This is a genomic window from Acinetobacter variabilis, from assembly GCF_000369625.1.
Lineage (GTDB): Bacteria > Pseudomonadota > Gammaproteobacteria > Pseudomonadales > Moraxellaceae > Acinetobacter > Acinetobacter variabilis.
Window position 1 is genome coordinate 71647 of the sequence record NZ_KB850112.1, and the last position, 16774, is coordinate 88420.

Consider the following 16774-nt stretch of genomic DNA (forward strand, 5'->3'; position numbering starts at 1 on the left):
TTTATACAGACTTCTACATTAAAGTCGCAAAAGTGCTGTAAAAATCTCACTTAAACTCTCAATGACATCTGATTAAATTCAGGTTAGCGTATTTGGCAGATGATCTATGTACATTGATATTAAGTCTTATATAAGAATATGGTCACTAAAACCCTAATCATGTAGAAAAAATGAAGAATTATGGGAAAAGGATGAAAACTCATGGGTGCGAATAATCCGGTCACAAAATTTGTAATGGATAAGGGGCAGGGCACTGCAGCACGTTTGCTGGATTGCCTGCCGAGCTTTGCACAAGAACGTCTGGTAAAAGCATTGGATTATCCTTATGACTATCCTGATTTGGATCCTTATATAAAATGCTTGATGGCGACTCAGATCAAACAGGGACAGCACAGTTTTATTAGTGAAGATGCGGTGCAATCACGTCAACTGTTTGATGAACGCATGAAAGCTATTCAGGCAAAACCGACACCGGTCAAGGCAGTCGAGGATCTGCGTCTGCCATTGCAAAATGGCACTATCTTTGCCCGACATTATCATCCGGCACCACAGAAAAAATTGCCGATGGTCATTTTCTATCATGGCGGTGCATTTATAGTGGGTGGTCTGGATACACATGATGAGTTCTGCCGTTTATTGGCGGTGCATGCCAAGGTGCAAGTGCTCAGCGTGGCTTATCCGCTAACGCCAGAATACAGTCCTTTGCAGATGGTACAGGTCTGTGAAGATGCTCTGGCTTGGGTACATCAAAACATCAAGCAGCTGAAAATCTATAAAAACCAGATTGTAGTGGCAGGGGATAGTGCAGGTGGAAATCTGGCGGCAGTGGTTGCGCAGCGGAGTGCCAATAAAATCTATGCACCTCGCGCACAGTTATTGCTTTACCCGGCTGTCGATTTTAAAAGCCGCCATCCTTCTTTTTATGCCTATAATCAGGGCCTGGTACTTTCAGCTCAGGATATTGATCTGGTAACCAAGTTATATGCTGAAACACATCAAGTCGAACTGGATGATCCGCTGATTTCACCGACCTATGGTGAACTAAAGAATCTGTCACCTGCCTATGTGATTACCGCCCGTCATGATGTGCTGCATGATGAAGGTTCAATCTATGCTCTGAAGTTACGTGAGAATGGGGTGCGAGTGTATTATCAGGAATATACGGATCAGGCACACGGTTTTATCAATCTGACCCCAATTCATAAACGTTCTAAAAAGCAGGTCATTGAACTCAGCAAGAATTTCCGTAAATTCCTGGACAAAAAGATCTGATTCAAAAATAGATGTAATTAAGGTGTTTCACGTGAAACACCTTTTTTATTTTTTATGGATCTTGGCTTCTGGAAAGACTAAATTAAATTTAGGCACATAAAAGCTTTGTAAATATTTAGCTTTAGAAAAATCCGGGAATATATCCTGAGTATCTTGCCACTCTGTCTGAATAAGCTTGGATAAATAACCCCGAAATTGAGGGCTAAACTGATAATGCTGGGATTTCCAGGTTTGCCGGATTTTTAGCATGGAGCTTGGAAGATGATGACTATTTAAATAGAAAGAACGAGGAGATTTAGGTTTTTTAAGACTAAGCGTCATGCTTTGCACGATGAGTTATGCGACAAATCGTTTCCTGTCCTTGTTGTTGCCAATCAAACTCTGCATATTCTTTAGGAATGCCCCACAAGTGCTGACCATGCACAATAGATTCATGGGTAGAGACATAAATTTTCGGAATAGTCGAAAGACGCCGTCTGCTAATTAAAGGATGATCCATAATTAGCAATTCATCATAAGGACCCACAGGAGAATGATGATAGCGCACCAATAGAACCTGAACGACACGGCCGAGTGGAGATGGCGCAATCCGAAAACTCTGAAATTCACGAATAAAATGAGGGGTAATCCAGTAATTCAGAATAAAACCCTTCCCCTGCAAATGCCAAGGCGGAAATTGATGGACGCTTTTCTCCTGTAGTAATGCATGGCTCATTATTATTCTCTTGTCTTTAGTCGGCAGGTCACTGCATTATTAGTCATGAAAGATTAATATGTTGTGAATCCCAACCTTTCTTTATCAGTAGATGAGTTAAAAAATGTTAAAAAAATCATTGCCTGCTATCGCGTTGATCGCATTTAGCTTGCCAAGTTTTGCTGCCAATACCCTGATCGAGATGAAGACCTCATCCGGTAATATCGAAATTGAACTCTTTAATGACAAAGCACCGATTACGGTGAAAAACTTTGAAGAATATGTCAAAAGCAACTTCTATACAGGAACCATCTTCCATCGGGTCATTCCAGGCTTCATGATTCAGGGCGGAGGCTTTGATCTCAACATGCAGGAAAAAGCCAATAATAAAGCTTCAATCAAGAATGAATCAGATAATGGTTTGCAAAACAAACGTGGCACTTTGGCTATGGCACGTACTAATGATCCTAATTCGGCTAAAGCGCAGTTCTTTATTAACCTGGTAGATAACAGTTTTCTGGACCGTTCACCAAGAAATGCCGGATATGCAGTGTTTGGCCGGGTTACTAAAGGTATGGAAGTAGTCGATAAGATCGCTCAAGTGCCTACTCAGAACTATGGTATGCATCAGGACGTTCCGAAAACAGCTGTAAAAATCAACAGTGTGACCATTAAAACACCAATCGTGAAAAAGTAAGTGAAAAATAAAACATAAATGTTTTGTTAGTATTTTATTTGGAATATTATGAACTTATGTAACAATTAGTAGAAAAATGAACCAATTTGGTGCATAAAAATGAAACAGTCATGATTGGTGTGCGTTAAAAGCACTTGCTTGTGTAAGAAATTGCCCTATAATGAGCTCATACCGACGAGATAGACGGAAACGAGCGAAGCAGATTGCTGAGTTGTTAGGTTTATCGAAGTCCAGCTTCTGGCATTGACGAGATGTTAGAAAGATCATTAAGAGATTATGAAGAACAACTTGTGTGGATTTTTACTGGTTGATTGATCGAAATTATTTTCATTGATTGATTGGTTTGAATTACTCGAAGTTTATTTGAGCGAAATTTAAGTCAGGAAATTGATGAGCCAAGTTTAAGAATTTTACTTATAAAGCTCGAAATGATTTTAACTGAAGAGTTTGATCATGGCTCAGATTGAACGCTGGCGGCAGGCTTAACACATGCAAGTCGAGCGGGGATAGGGTGCTTGCACCTGATTCCTAGCGGCGGACGGGTGAGTAATGCTTAGGAATCTGCCTATTTAGTGGGGGACAACGTTCCGAAAGGGACGCTAATACCGCATACGTCCTACGGGAGAAAGCAGGGGATCTTCGGACCTTGCGCTAATAGATGAGCCTAAGTCGGATTAGCTAGTTGGTGGGGTAAAGGCCTACCAAGGCGACGATCTGTAGCGGGTCTGAGAGGATGATCCGCCACACTGGGACTGAGACACGGCCCAGACTCCTACGGGAGGCAGCAGTGGGGAATATTGGACAATGGGGGGAACCCTGATCCAGCCATGCCGCGTGTGTGAAGAAGGCCTTTTGGTTGTAAAGCACTTTAAGCGAGGAGGAGGCTTACCTGGTTAATACCTGGGATAAGTGGACGTTACTCGCAGAATAAGCACCGGCTAACTCTGTGCCAGCAGCCGCGGTAATACAGAGGGTGCAAGCGTTAATCGGATTTACTGGGCGTAAAGCGCGCGTAGGTGGCTAATTAAGTCAAATGTGAAATCCCCGAGCTTAACTTGGGAATTGCATTCGATACTGGTTAGCTAGAGTATGGGAGAGGATGGTAGAATTCCAGGTGTAGCGGTGAAATGCGTAGAGATCTGGAGGAATACCGATGGCGAAGGCAGCCATCTGGCCTAATACTGACACTGAGGTGCGAAAGCATGGGGAGCAAACAGGATTAGATACCCTGGTAGTCCATGCCGTAAACGATGTCTACTAGCCGTTGGGGCCCTTGAGGCTTTAGTGGCGCAGCTAACGCGATAAGTAGACCGCCTGGGGAGTACGGTCGCAAGACTAAAACTCAAATGAATTGACGGGGGCCCGCACAAGCGGTGGAGCATGTGGTTTAATTCGATGCAACGCGAAGAACCTTACCTGGCCTTGACATACAGAGAACTTTCCAGAGATGGATTGGTGCCTTCGGGAACTCTGATACAGGTGCTGCATGGCTGTCGTCAGCTCGTGTCGTGAGATGTTGGGTTAAGTCCCGCAACGAGCGCAACCCTTTTCCTTATTTGCCAGCACTTCGGGTGGGAACTTTAAGGATACTGCCAGTGACAAACTGGAGGAAGGCGGGGACGACGTCAAGTCATCATGGCCCTTACGGCCAGGGCTACACACGTGCTACAATGGTCGGTACAAAGGGTTGCTACTGCGCGAGCAGATGCTAATCTCAAAAAGCCGATCGTAGTCCGGATCGCAGTCTGCAACTCGACTGCGTGAAGTCGGAATCGCTAGTAATCGCGGATCAGAATGCCGCGGTGAATACGTTCCCGGGCCTTGTACACACCGCCCGTCACACCATGGGAGTTTGTTGCACCAGAAGTAGCTAGTCTAACCGCAAGGAGGACGCTTACCACGGTGTGGCCGATGACTGGGGTGAAGTCGTAACAAGGTAGCCGTAGGGGAACCTGCGGCTGGATCACCTCCTTAACGAAAGATTGACGATTGGTAAGAATCCACAACAAGTTGTTCTTCATGACGATGTATCTGAGGGTCTGTAGCTCAGTTGGTTAGAGCACACGCTTGATAAGCGTGGGGTCACAAGTTCAAGTCTTGTCAGACCCACCACTCCTGACGAAGCAAGTAATTGCAGAGTAAAGCAGAAAATCAGAACATTGAATCCTATATGATAAGCTGGGGACTTAGCTTAGTTGGTAGAGCGCCTGCTTTGCACGCAGGAGGTCAGGAGTTCGACTCTCCTAGTCTCCACCACGAATTCATTTGCAAAACACTGTTTTGAAAATGAATGAGGTGAATGCCTAAGTGGTAACCAGTTAGTTGACTAGATTATAGAATTTAGTAAGAAGTTAGCGTAGTATGCGCGTCTTATTAAATTCTGTGATTTATCACAGTAATGCAGTCCGACGAGGATGCATTAAATCATTAACAGAATATATTTGAGTTGAAATAATTTGTTCATACTCATGCAAGAGCGGAAACAGGAGATCGCAAGATTGACTGTTGAAGTGATTGAATGAGAACTAGCGAAATTAACTGAATCAAGCGTTTTGGTATATGAATCTAATTGAAGCTGTACAGTGATTAAGTTCACAAGATCGCAAACAACTACGTTGCTACACTGACTTGTAGGTGTAACGACTGTTTGGGGTTGTATAGTCAAGTAATTAAGTGCATGTGGTGGATGCCTTGGCAGTCAGAGGCGAAGAAAGACGTGATAGCCTGCGAAAAGCTCCGGGGAGGCGGCAAATATCCTGTGATCCGGAGATGTCTGAATGGGGAAACCCACCGGCTATAAGGTCGGTATCATAAACTGAATACATAGGTTTATGAGGCGAACGCGGAGAAGTGAAACATCTCAGTATCCGTAGGAAAAGAAATCAATTGAGATTCCCTCAGTAGCGGCGAGCGAAAGGGGAACAGCCCATTAAGTCATATCAGTTTTAGTGGAATGCTCTGGGAAGTGCAACCATAGTGGGTGATAGTCCTGTACACGAAAGGGCTGATATGATGATGTCGAGTAGGGCGAGGCACGTGAAACCTTGTCTGAATATAGGGGGACCATCCTCTAAGGCTAAATACTCCTGACTGACCGATAGTGAACCAGTACCGTGAGGGAAAGGCGAAAAGAACCCCTGTGAGGGGAGTGAAATAGATCCTGAAACCGCATGCATACAAGCAGTGGGAGCCACTTCGTGTGGTGACTGCGTACCTTTTGTATAATGGGTCAGCGACTTATATTCAGTAGCGAGGTTAACCGCATAGGGGAGCCGTAGAGAAATCGAGTCTTAATAGGGCGTATAGTTGCTGGGTATAGACCCGAAACCGGGTGATCTATCCATGAGCAGGTTGAAGGTTGGGTAACACTAACTGGAGGACCGAACCCACTGTCGTTGAAAAGCCAGGGGATGACTTGTGGATAGGGGTGAAAGGCTAATCAAACTCGGTGATAGCTGGTTCTCCCCGAAAGCTATTTAGGTAGCGCCTCGGACGAATACCATTGGGGGTAGAGCACTGTTTCGGCTAGGGGGTCATCCCGACTTACCAAACCGATGCAAACTCCGAATACCAATGAGTACTATCCGGGAGACAGACTGCGGGTGCTAACGTCCGTAGTCAAGAGGAAAACAATCCAGACCGCCAGCTAAGGTCCCTAAATCATAGTTAAGTGGGAAACGATGTGGGAAGGCATAGACAGCTAGGAGGTTGGCTTAGAAGCAGCCACCCTTTAAAGAAAGCGTAATAGCTCACTAGTCGAGTCGGCCTGCGCGGAAGATGTAACGGGGCTAAAACTATGTACCGAAGCTGCGGATTTGCAATTTATTGCAAGTGGTAGGGGAGCGTTCTGTAAGCCGATGAAGGTGGATTGAGAAGTCTGCTGGAGGTATCAGAAGTGCGAATGCTGACGTGAGTAACGACAAAACGGGTGAAAAACCCGTTCGCTGAAAGACCAAGGGTTCCAGTCCAACGTTAATCGGGGCTGGGTGAGTCGACCCCTAAGGCGAGGCCGAGAGGCGTAGTCGATGGGAAATTGGTTAATATTCCAATACTTCAGTGTAATGCGATGAGAGGACGGAGAAGGTTAAGTCAGCCTGGCGTTGGTTGTCCAGGTGGAAGACAGTAGGCATGCATCTTAGGCAAATCCGGGGTGCTCTATGCTGAGAGTTGATAGCAAGCCAGTTTACTGGTGAAGTGGCTGATACCATACTTCCAGGAAAAGTCTCTAAGCTTCAGTTACACTGGAATCGTACCCGAAACCGACACAGGTGGTCAGGTCGAGTAGACCAAAGCGCTTGAGAGAACTCTGCTGAAGGAACTAGGCAAAATGGTACCGTAACTTCGGGAGAAGGTACGCTGCCGGCGGTGATAGGACTTGCTCCTTGAGCTGTTGGCAGCCTCAGAAACCAGGCCGCTGCAACTGTTTATTAAAAACATAGCACTCTGCAAACACGAAAGTGGACGTATAGGGTGTGATGCCTGCCCGGTGCTGGAAGGTTAATTGATGGGGTTAGCGTAAGCGAAGCTCTTGATCGAAGCCCCAGTAAACGGCGGCCGTAACTATAACGGTCCTAAGGTAGCGAAATTCCTTGTCGGGTAAGTTCCGACCTGCACGAATGGCATAATGATGGCGGCGCTGTCTCCAGCAGAGGCTCAGTGAAATCGAATTCGCCGTGAAGATGCGGTGTACCCGCGGCTAGACGGAAAGACCCCGTGAACCTTTACTGCAGCTTGACATTGAACTTTGATCTTACTTGTGTAGGATAGGTGGGAGGCTTTGAAGTGGCGACGCTAGTTGCCATGGAGCCGTCCTTGAAATACCACCCTGGTAATATTGAGGTTCTAACTCTGCTCCCTGATCGGGAGCGAGGACCATGTCTGGTGGGTAGTTTGACTGGGGCGGTCTCCTCCTAAAGAGTAACGGAGGAGTACGAAGGTGCGCTCAGCGTGGTCGGAAATCACGCGTAGAGTATAAAGGCAAAAGCGCGCTTAACTGCGAGACCCACAAGTCGAGCAGGTACGAAAGTAGGTCTTAGTGATCCGGTGGTTCTGTATGGAAGGGCCATCGCTCAACGGATAAAAGGTACTCTGGGGATAACAGGCTGATACCGCCCAAGAGTTCATATCGACGGCGGTGTTTGGCACCTCGATGTCGGCTCATCTCATCCTGGGGCTGAAGCAGGTCCCAAGGGTATGGCTGTTCGCCATTTAAAGAGGTACGCGAGCTGGGTTTAGAACGTCGTGAGACAGTTCGGTCCCTATCTACCGTGGGCGCTGGAAATTTGAGAGGATCTGCTCCTAGTACGAGAGGACCAGAGTGGACGAACCTCTGGTGTACCGGTTGTGACGCCAGTCGCATCGCCGGGTAGCTATGTTCGGAAGGGATAACCGCTGAAAGCATCTAAGCGGGAAGCCTACCTCAAGATAAGATTTCCCCGAGACTTTATGTCTCCTAAAGAGCCGTTGAAGACTACGACGTTGATAGGTTGGATGTGGAAGCATAGCGATATGTGAAGCTGACCAATACTAATTGCTCGTGAGGCTTGACTATACAACACCCAAGCAGTTGTATATAAAGCATCAATTGATTCACAAATAATCGAAGCAACTTGATTTAGTTCAAAAGCTAGATACAATGAACACCTTAAATTAACTCAGATATACCTGTTAGTAACTCATTTGGAAAAAGCATTGGCATACACTGAAAAGTGAGACATAAGACCAAAGCAAGTATCCATAAACAGTTGTGCTGGCGACCATAGCAAGAGTGAACCACCTGATCCCTTCCCGAACTCAGAAGTGAAACCTCTTAGCGCTGATGGTAGTGTGGGGTCTCCCATGTGAGAGTAAGTCATCGCCAGCTCATTATTCCAAAAGCCCTCTGCTTACGTAGGGGGCTTTTTTTTATGCGTGGGGTTTCTAGAAAAACAAGTAAATAACCTCCTAATTGTACCTAGATAATAAAAATATAAATAACGTGAAAAGTATAATTAATTAACTTCGCCTTATTTTCTCATTGGTCTGTCTAAAAATTATTCAATTTACGACTTTAGCCTAAATTTTATTAAAAACATCTAACTTGGTAAGTTTTGCAGTAGACAAGGTTTAAAGAATCATCCATTTTATATACAAAAGTGAATGAACGTTCATTTTTTCATAGAATAAAAAAGCTCACAATTGGAGGTGAGAAAAAATGACAGCAACAACAGTGAATGTGAATGCTGTAGTGGATGAAGCAAAGTTTAAACCTTTTCATTTAAAGATCGTACTTTGGTGCGTATTTGTCGTTATTTTTGACGGTTATGATCTGGCAATCAACGGTGTTGCTTTACCTCTACTGATGCAAGAATGGAATATGACGGCAGTTCAGGCCGGAATGCTTGCGAGTACTGCTCTGGCGGGCATGATGTTTGGTGCCATGCTCTTCGGTATGCTGGCAGATAAAATTGGACGAAAAAATGTCATCCTGATTTGTGTGACCTTATTCAGTGGATTTACGTTCTGGGGCGGGTTTGCCTCTGGTCCGACTGAATTTGGCATCCTGCGTTTTATTGCCGGCTTAGGTATTGGCGGTGTTTTACCGAATCTGGTCGCATTAACTTCTGAATATGCACCACAAAAAATGCGCAGTACCTTAGTCACTACCATGTTTAGTGGCTATGCAGTCGGCGGGATTATGGCGGCGTTATTAGGTGCCTGGTTTACCCCAAGTTTTGGTTGGGAAATCATGTTCTATATCGCAGGTATTCCATTATTGATGCTGCCTATACTGTATTTGTATTTACCAGAATCTTTAACTTTCCTGGTAAAAAAACAGCAAAATGAAAAGGCTAGCAAAATTGTTCAACAGATCAGTCCTGAGCAAAATGTCACTGCAAGTACGCAGTTTGTACTGAATGAAGTGCATGCACCCGATGCTTCTATTGCCGCTTTATTTAAGCAGGGTCGTAGCATGAGTACCTTATTATTCTGGTGCTGCTTCTTTATGTGTCTGCTTATGGTCTACGCATTGGGTAGCTGGTTACCAAAACTGATGATGGCAGCGGGTTATTCTCTGGGTAACAGTTTAATGTTCCTGATGGCGATGAATATTGGTGCAGTGGTTGGAACCATTGGTGGTGGTATTCTGGCGGATCGTTTCCATCTGAAACCCGTCATTATTGGCATGTTCCTGCTAGGTGCTGTATCCCTAGTTGGATTAGGCTTTAATTCTCCACGGGCTGTGATCTATCTGTTAGTCGCTGCTGCGGGTGCTTCGGCAATTGGTAGTAGTATTCTGCTCTATAGTTTCGTGGCTCAGTACTATCCATTGGCAATCCGCTCTACTGGTATTGGTTGCGCGTCTGCAGTTGGTCGGGTAGGGGCAATCGTTGGTCCAATTATTATTGGATTCCTGTTGGGTATGGAGCTGCCACATAAAATGAACTTCTTGGCTGTTGCGATTCCAGCCATTATCGGCGCGATTTCAGTGGCGATGATTGTACGTAAAGATCTGAATGCAGAACGGAATGCTGAGACCTTACTGGCGAAACAGAAGCTGAATTCTATTAAAACCTAGTCACTTTTTGCCAATCCACTTGCTATAAATCTGAATTGAGTCAAAAGATCCCTTTCATAAGAAAGGGATCTTTTGTTTAAAGTATAAAAATCATTCATAAAAAATTGAATAAATCAAAAAATCATTGGTCTATAGACTATTTATATAAGCATTTTAATGAGAATAATAAATGTCTAATTATTCAATTATTTAGCTTTATAAAAATGTGATAAATCACACAAATAGCCGCTATTTTATGGCTGAAATTGCTCCATCATTTGGTCTTATTGTGCACTAAATCTCACTTGCGTATATTGCTGAAACTTGAATATTCCCCCCGGATATTCAAAAGGATTTTATGGACAAGTACTCATGGGAGATGAGAACGATGACAACGGAAACAGTAGATATAAATTCTGTAGTCGATAATGCGAAATTTACGCCTTTTCACTTCAATGTAGTTGCTTGGTGTTTACTCATTATCTTGTTTGACGGCTACGATTTAGCAATCAATGGTGTTGTTTTACCTTTATTAATGCAGGACTGGGGCCTAAGTGCCGTTCAAGCGGGAATGCTTGCCAGTACTGCGCTTGCCGGCATGATGTTTGGCGCGATGATCTTTGGTTCTCTGGCAGATAAAATTGGCCGTAAAAAAGTGATCATGATCTGTATCGTGTTATTCAGTGGCCTGACCTTTGCTGGTGGTTTTGCTTCAAACCCGACTGAGTTCGGTATTTTACGCTTCCTTGCCGGTCTGGGTATTGGTGGTGTAATGCCAAACCTGGTGGCACTGACCTCTGAATATGCACCACAAAAAATGCGTAGTACCTTGGTGACGACCATGTTCAGTGGTTATGCGGTAGGTGGTGTGATGGCTGCCTTATTGGGTTCATGGTTTACCCCAAGTTTTGGTTGGCAAATCATGTTCTTTATCGCAGGTATTCCATTATTCTTATTACCAGTGATCTGGAAGTTCTTGCCGGAATCTTTAGCCTTTATTGTCAAAGACAACAAACAGGAAAAAGCACGTCAAATTGTACGTCGTTTGGCTCCAAATCTAAGTGTTACAGAAACTACCATCTTTAAACTGCCACAGGAAAATGTACCTGAAGCAGCAAACGTGGTGAGCCTGTTCCGTCGTGGCCGTGCAGTAAATACGTTATTGTTCTGGGTCGCTTTCTTCACTTGCCTACTAACCATGTATGCGCTGAGCAGCTGGTTACCGAAGCTGATGATGGCAGCGGGTTACTCAATGGATAACAGCCTGATGTTCATGATGGCAATGAACGTAGGTGCAGTGGTTGGTATTGTGGGCGGTGGTATTTTGGCTGACCGTTTCCACCTGAAACCGGTATTGATGTTCCTCGGTATGATGGGTGCGATTGTGATGAGCTCAATGGGCTTTGCATCTAACCAGTTCCTGCTTTACATTCTGGTGTTTCTGGCTGGTGCAGCATCAATTGGTTCGCAAATGTTGCTATACAGCTATGTTGCACAATTCTACCCGTTGGCAGTACGTTCGACAGGTATTGGCTGGTCATCTGCGATTGGTCGTATGGGTGCGATTGTTGGCCCGATCCTGATCGGTGGCTTACTGGGTATGAACCTGCCTGCACACTTTAACTTTATGGCAGTCGGTTTACCGGTACTGATTACAGCTATTGCGGTTGCTCTCATCATGCATGAAGATGAATCTGAAAAGATTGGTTCAGCAGATACCGTTCCTGCAAAAGCTTAAAACCTAGCTTGAAATAAGAAGCCCCCGAAAGGGGGCTTTTTTATTTACTGTTCATCTAAAGCAATTTAGATTAAAAAATTATGAGTTTAAAAGTTATTAAAAAATGGACTATCGCGAGCAATGGGAAAACTTTTTAAATCCTGAAGTATTTAAAGATCGACTAATTAATATTTCGATGTACATAACTATTTATGAAATGTTGAAAGATTCAATTATTAATCGACTCAAAGACTTTTATGCTATGACTTTAATTGGTGCTAAGGATTTAGAAGGAGAGGAAGAATATAGAACAAAAGTTTTATCAAGACATAAAAATCACCTCTACGCTTCTATTTCTTGGTTAATAGAGAATGGAGTCATTAATAAAGAAGATAAAGAAAATATTGAGGCCTTAAAAAGTTATAGAAACTATTTAGCACATGAAATGAGTAATATAGTTTTTCAATGGTGAAATAAAAGACCTTATGCAAAACTTTCTATGTACATATCAATTGATTCATAAAATTGAAAACTGGTGGATTATTAATTTTGAAATGGCAATCAATCCAGATTTTGCCGATGCTAATCTGGAAGATATTGATGTTAATAATATCGAGTCAGGAAAAAAACTAATGATTGATATGGCCTTGTCAGTACTTTCAGGAAGCGAAGAGCTATTAAAAAAATTCAAAAGTAATTAATCAAAGATTTATATATGATGAACTTTCATGATGTTGGCTGAGTAAAATCAACCATTTCATAATTAAAAAATCAGGTAAACAGTTATGACTATTAAATCATTCTCCCCAATCCCTGAAGATGATGACGAGCTGCATCTTCCTGAACTGGTGTATTGGGCATCTTTAGGTGATATTGAACAGGTCGAACAAGCCTTGCAGGAAGGTTTGGATGTCAACTCTGCCGATGAAGAAGGCTATAGTGCCTTACATGCGGCAGCTGAAAATGATCATCTGGAAGTAGTGAAACTCTTGGTCAGCAAAGGTGCAGATGTCGATCATCGCAGTACCTATACCGCTTTAGAACTGGCAGAAATGGCCGGTAATAAAGATGTAGTGGCTTATCTAAAAAGCCTGAAAGGCGGTATTTAAATAAAATAAGATCAAGAAAATAAAAAAGCCTCCAGATGGAGGCTTTTTATGGTTTGAACTTAGGCCGCATCGCCCTCCAGTTCTTTTAAGATAGCGTCATTGAAAGCAGGAATGTCATCCGGATTACGTGAAGTAATCAGTACCCAGTCGCCAGTATTGCAACGGTGAACCTGTTCATCGACCCATTTACCACCGGCATTTTCCAGATCCAGTTTGAGGCTCTTGTATGAAGTCAGGTTTTTATCCTTAATTCGCTGTGCATCAATCAGAACCCATGGCGCATGACAGATTGCGGCAATTGGTTTTTGCTGATCAGCAAAATGCTGCACGATTTTCTGGGCAGATTCATTAATTCTTAAAGTATCTGCATTCACAGTGCCACCAGGAACAACCAAGAGATCATAATCATCCAGTGTGACATGATCAAAACCGGTATCAGGCGTATATGAGGTAGCAGCTTTAGTATCGCCTTTTACTGTTGCCACCTCTTCATTTTTTTCTGCCGCATGAATCACTTCAAATCCTTTGGATTTTAGAAAATTTAAAGGCTCGACCAGTTCATCATGTTCAACGCCTTGGTTTGAAGTAATAAAGAGGACCTTTTTTACCATGATTGCTGTTCCCAAAAAATGTGAGGATTTTCAGATTAACAACAAGGCGATTCTTACAATGTTGGATTTTTAGCTCGGAACTGTTAAACAATGCTAAGAGTTTATAGATAAAAAAGCCCCAACATCCTGTTGGGGCTTTTTTCGTATCTCGTGTCTAGGTATAACTCCTGTCGTACCTCACGTCCTGGTGCACTACTTTATTCTTCTTGTTTTTAGGTATTTGAGCTTGCTGCTCTGTATGTTTGTAGAATAGTCTGAACCTGAAAGCTGGCATAGACGTCGATGACATCTATCTTTGTACGTATGGGCTTACAGAGTGAAGGCCAATTTTCATAAGTCATTATATTCCTTAGAAGTGTATATCTAAGCCGATATAAGGGCCTTTAAATTCCAGTTCCAAATCTGGCGCATTATTTTGTTCGGCATCAATATTCATGATGCGATAGCCAACTTTAGCCCCTACATCGACCAGCAGGTTATCAATAAAGTCATATTGTAGTTCAGCCTGAACATCAGTCTTTTTAATATCGCTACCATGACTGTAAACCGCTTCAGCTTTAGCACTCATGCCAGTAAATGGCAGTTTTACCCCAGCTGTAGCATAGAGTAATGGACTGTATTCATCTAGATCGTACTGAGTCAGGGCACCTGCATTCAGATTTCTGACTGTACCATCCAGATTAGTCAGACCTGCACCGATATCAGCATGGGCAATGGTATCCAGCAGTTCGTAATACAGAATATAGTCGATATTATTGAGTTCGATATCGGCAGCACTCAGCGGGGTGCTTTGTTCGCTATTGCTGTCCAGATTCACATATTTGATTTTGGCATTTGGCAGTAGTGGTACTGGATGTTCAAATGCAACCGACAGTTGTGCTGTACCTTGGCGATCAAGGTCCTGTTTGTCGGCATTGGCAGACTGGCTATAACCGTCAAAATTCCAGTAGCTGGCATCTGCTTTAAGACCAATCACATCAGCATGGCCTATGCTGCTCAGTCCTAATCCTAGTAATAATGCAGTGAATAATTGTGTACGCATTTCTAATTTTCCTTACGCTTTCTTTAAATTGAGCGATTTTGTTACCTAAATACATCTTCTTAAACGTAATCAGTAAGTGCATGATATAGGTAATTTCTAAAATGTATATGCTAATGTGAAGGGCAGAATAATGGGATCAACAGCAGCACAATATCATCAAGACTATCCATTATATGTGGCAGGACAGCAGGTACAAACGGGTGAATGGCTGGAGGTCAAACATAAATATAGTCAGGAGCTTTATGCTCGTGTCGCGCTGGCAGATGCTGAAACTTTAGAAAAGGCAATTCAGTCTGCGACTCAGGCAGAAGCAGAAATGGCAGCATTGGAACCTTTCCAGAAACAGAAAATTCTGCTGCATTGTGTGAAGCGGTTTAATGAAATCCGTGAAGAACTGACTGAAATCCTGATTGCCGAAGGTGGCAAGCCACGTAAAGCAGCCGGTGCAGAAGTAGAGCGTTTGATCAATACTTTCCAGATTGCGGCAGATGCGGTCACCCAGATGGATCAGGGCCGTATTTTGCCTCTGGCAGTCACCGCTGCAGCTTCAGGCTATCAGGGCATGGTGAAACAGGTACCGATTGGTGCTGTATCCCTGATTAGTCCGTTTAACTTTCCATTAAATCTGACTGCACATAAAATTGCGCCGGCAATTGCTGCAGGTTGTCCATTCGTGTTGAAACCGGCGAGCCTGACTCCAGTTTCAGCCTTAAAAATTGCCGAGATTCTGGCAGAAACTGATTTACCGAAGAATGCCTTCTCAGTTCTGCCATGTCCACGTGATCTGGCGGATGTACTGGTTACAGATGACCGTTTTAAATTGCTAAGCTTTACCGGTTCCGATGTCGTGGGCTGGGATATGAAAGCTCGTGCCGGCCGCAAAAAAGTCACACTGGAACTCGGTGGCAATGCCGCAGTGATGATTGAGCCAGATACTGAACTTAGTGAACAGCTGATTGACCGTCTGATTGGTGGCGCTTATGGTCATGCAGGGCAGGTGTGTATCAGCGTGCAACGTATTCTGGTGCATCAGGATATTTTTGAAGAGCTGAAAGACAAGCTGGTTCAGAAACTGCAAAATCTGAAAGCCGGTGATCCGAATCTGGAAACGACTTTGCTGGGGCCAATGATCAAGGAAGCTGAAGCTAAACGTTTGCATCGCTGGATGGAAGATGCCGTAGCGCAAGGTGCCCATGTACTGACCGGTGGTGAAGTGAAAGGGGCGATGTTTGAACCGATTCTGTTGGAAAAGGTAGATCATCAACTTGAAATTTACCGTAATGAAGTTTTCGGTCCAGTCGCCATTATTGAAGCTTATAGCGATTTCGAATCAGGAATTGCCTGTATTAATAGCAGTCGCTTTGGTCTGCAAGCCGGTATCTATACTCAAAATCTGCAGAAGATGATGTATGCCTGGGATCATCTGCATGTGGGTGGTGTCATCATTAATGATATTCCGTCATTCCGTGTTGATAATATGCCTTATGGCGGTGTCAAAGATTCTGGTCTGGGCCGTGAAGGCATTCAGTCTGCGATTCGTGACATGCAGGAAGAACGTATGCTTGTCATCAAATGTTAAGCTGACCGAATCAATCAGTACTATTCCACAATCAGCATAAGGCAGGCCGGTTGTGGAATTTTGCTTTTTATTGCTCAAAAAGACAGCAGGCTAGGCAGAAAAGATAGGCTGAATAAATTAAGACACAGCTCTGTTTTTATTCAGAAGAAAATGAACAAAAAAGATTCAAAAACACTTTTTCAATTTCTATTTAATACTTGATGAGTTAAGAGCGAAAAATTGCTTGAAAACTGTAGTAAAACTTAAAAACAATATATTCCAAAAAGTTTGTATACATATAACTAATAAAATCAAGAGCTCAGCGTAGAATTATTGAGCATTTGATAAGAATAGATTATAAAAAAAGAATGTTTTAAGCAGAAATTACAGAAAAAATTTGAAAAAGTCAGTATTGTTGAACCATCTACAAGGTCGGCCTTCTGCTCAGACTTTAAGCAAGCTGTCCGGCTAGCTGACCTGTTTGTATATTAGAATTCGATGCCCAAAAGGTATAACTCTAATTCAAACACCCGAAAT

At 43.5% G+C, this 16774-nt stretch carries 10 protein-coding genes, 2 tRNA genes, 3 rRNA genes and 1 pseudogene; 13 read left to right on the forward strand and 3 right to left on the reverse strand.

Annotation, left to right across the window (positions count from 1 at the left end; genetic code table 11):
- Positions 1-201 precede the first annotated feature (201 nt).
- Complete coding sequence (locus tag F897_RS02935) at positions 202-1272, forward strand: alpha/beta hydrolase (RefSeq protein ID WP_004780375.1); 1071 nt, start codon at positions 202-204, stop codon at positions 1270-1272.
- 45 nt (positions 1273-1317) lie between these two features.
- Here the strand turns inward: F897_RS02935 and F897_RS16890 are convergent.
- Positions 1318-1987, reverse strand: a pseudogene (locus F897_RS16890) (acetoacetate decarboxylase family protein).
- Between the two features lie 103 nt (positions 1988-2090).
- Between F897_RS16890 and F897_RS02950 the strand changes: the two are divergent.
- The 11 genes from F897_RS02950 (at position 2091) to F897_RS02995 (ending at position 13026) form a co-directional block, all read left to right on the forward strand.
- Entirely contained in the window at positions 2091-2663 is a 573-nt protein-coding gene (locus tag F897_RS02950) for a peptidylprolyl isomerase (protein WP_005233152.1), read from the forward strand.
- A gap of 435 nt (positions 2664-3098) precedes the next feature.
- Positions 3099-4637 (forward strand): 16S ribosomal RNA (locus F897_RS02955).
- Positions 4638-4698: 61 nt separating this feature from the next.
- Positions 4699-4775, forward strand: a tRNA-Ile gene (locus F897_RS02960).
- A 68-nt stretch (positions 4776-4843) separates the two neighbouring features.
- Positions 4844-4919: transfer RNA gene (locus F897_RS02965), tRNA-Ala, on the forward strand.
- 403 nt (positions 4920-5322) lie between these two features.
- A 23S ribosomal RNA gene (locus F897_RS02970) occupies positions 5323-8214 on the forward strand.
- A gap of 197 nt (positions 8215-8411) precedes the next feature.
- Positions 8412-8526, forward strand: a 5S ribosomal RNA gene (gene rrf, locus F897_RS02975).
- The 16S, 23S and 5S rRNA genes sit together here with 2 tRNA genes alongside, the layout of an rRNA operon.
- Before the next feature lie 330 nt (positions 8527-8856).
- Positions 8857-10221 carry an MFS transporter gene (locus F897_RS02980; RefSeq protein WP_005233153.1) on the forward strand — a complete coding sequence of 455 codons (1365 nt, stop codon included), beginning with the start codon at positions 8857-8859 and terminating at the stop codon, positions 10219-10221.
- Between the two features lie 367 nt (positions 10222-10588).
- The gene (locus F897_RS02985; RefSeq protein ID WP_005233155.1) at positions 10589-11938 is read left to right on the forward strand and encodes an aromatic acid/H+ symport family MFS transporter; all 1350 of its coding nucleotides are present in this window, start codon (positions 10589-10591) and stop codon (positions 11936-11938) included.
- A 103-nt stretch (positions 11939-12041) separates the two neighbouring features.
- Entirely contained in the window at positions 12042-12389 is a 348-nt protein-coding gene (locus F897_RS17875; RefSeq protein ID WP_005233156.1) for a DUF4145 domain-containing protein, read from the forward strand.
- Between the two features lie 13 nt (positions 12390-12402).
- On the forward strand, positions 12403-12618 hold the full coding sequence (locus F897_RS17880; RefSeq protein WP_005233158.1) for a hypothetical protein: 216 nt from the start codon (positions 12403-12405) through the stop codon (positions 12616-12618).
- Between the two features lie 84 nt (positions 12619-12702).
- The gene (locus F897_RS02995; RefSeq protein WP_005233160.1) at positions 12703-13026 is read left to right on the forward strand and encodes an ankyrin repeat domain-containing protein; all 324 of its coding nucleotides are present in this window, start codon (positions 12703-12705) and stop codon (positions 13024-13026) included.
- Positions 13027-13085: 59 nt separating this feature from the next.
- Here the strand turns inward: F897_RS02995 and F897_RS03000 are convergent, their stop codons facing one another.
- Entirely contained in the window at positions 13086-13637 is a 552-nt protein-coding gene (locus F897_RS03000) for a type 1 glutamine amidotransferase domain-containing protein (RefSeq protein WP_005233163.1), read from the reverse strand.
- Positions 13638-13986: 349 nt separating this feature from the next.
- Positions 13987-14679, reverse strand: a complete 693-nt coding sequence (locus tag F897_RS03005) for a TIGR04219 family outer membrane beta-barrel protein (RefSeq protein WP_005233165.1) — start codon at positions 14677-14679, stop codon at positions 13987-13989.
- A 130-nt stretch (positions 14680-14809) separates the two neighbouring features.
- Here F897_RS03005 and F897_RS03010 point away from each other — a divergent pair, with 130 nt between their 5' ends.
- Positions 14810-16258, forward strand: a complete 1449-nt coding sequence (locus F897_RS03010; protein WP_005233167.1) for an aldehyde dehydrogenase family protein — start codon at positions 14810-14812, stop codon at positions 16256-16258.
- Positions 16259-16774: the final 516 nt, after the last annotated feature.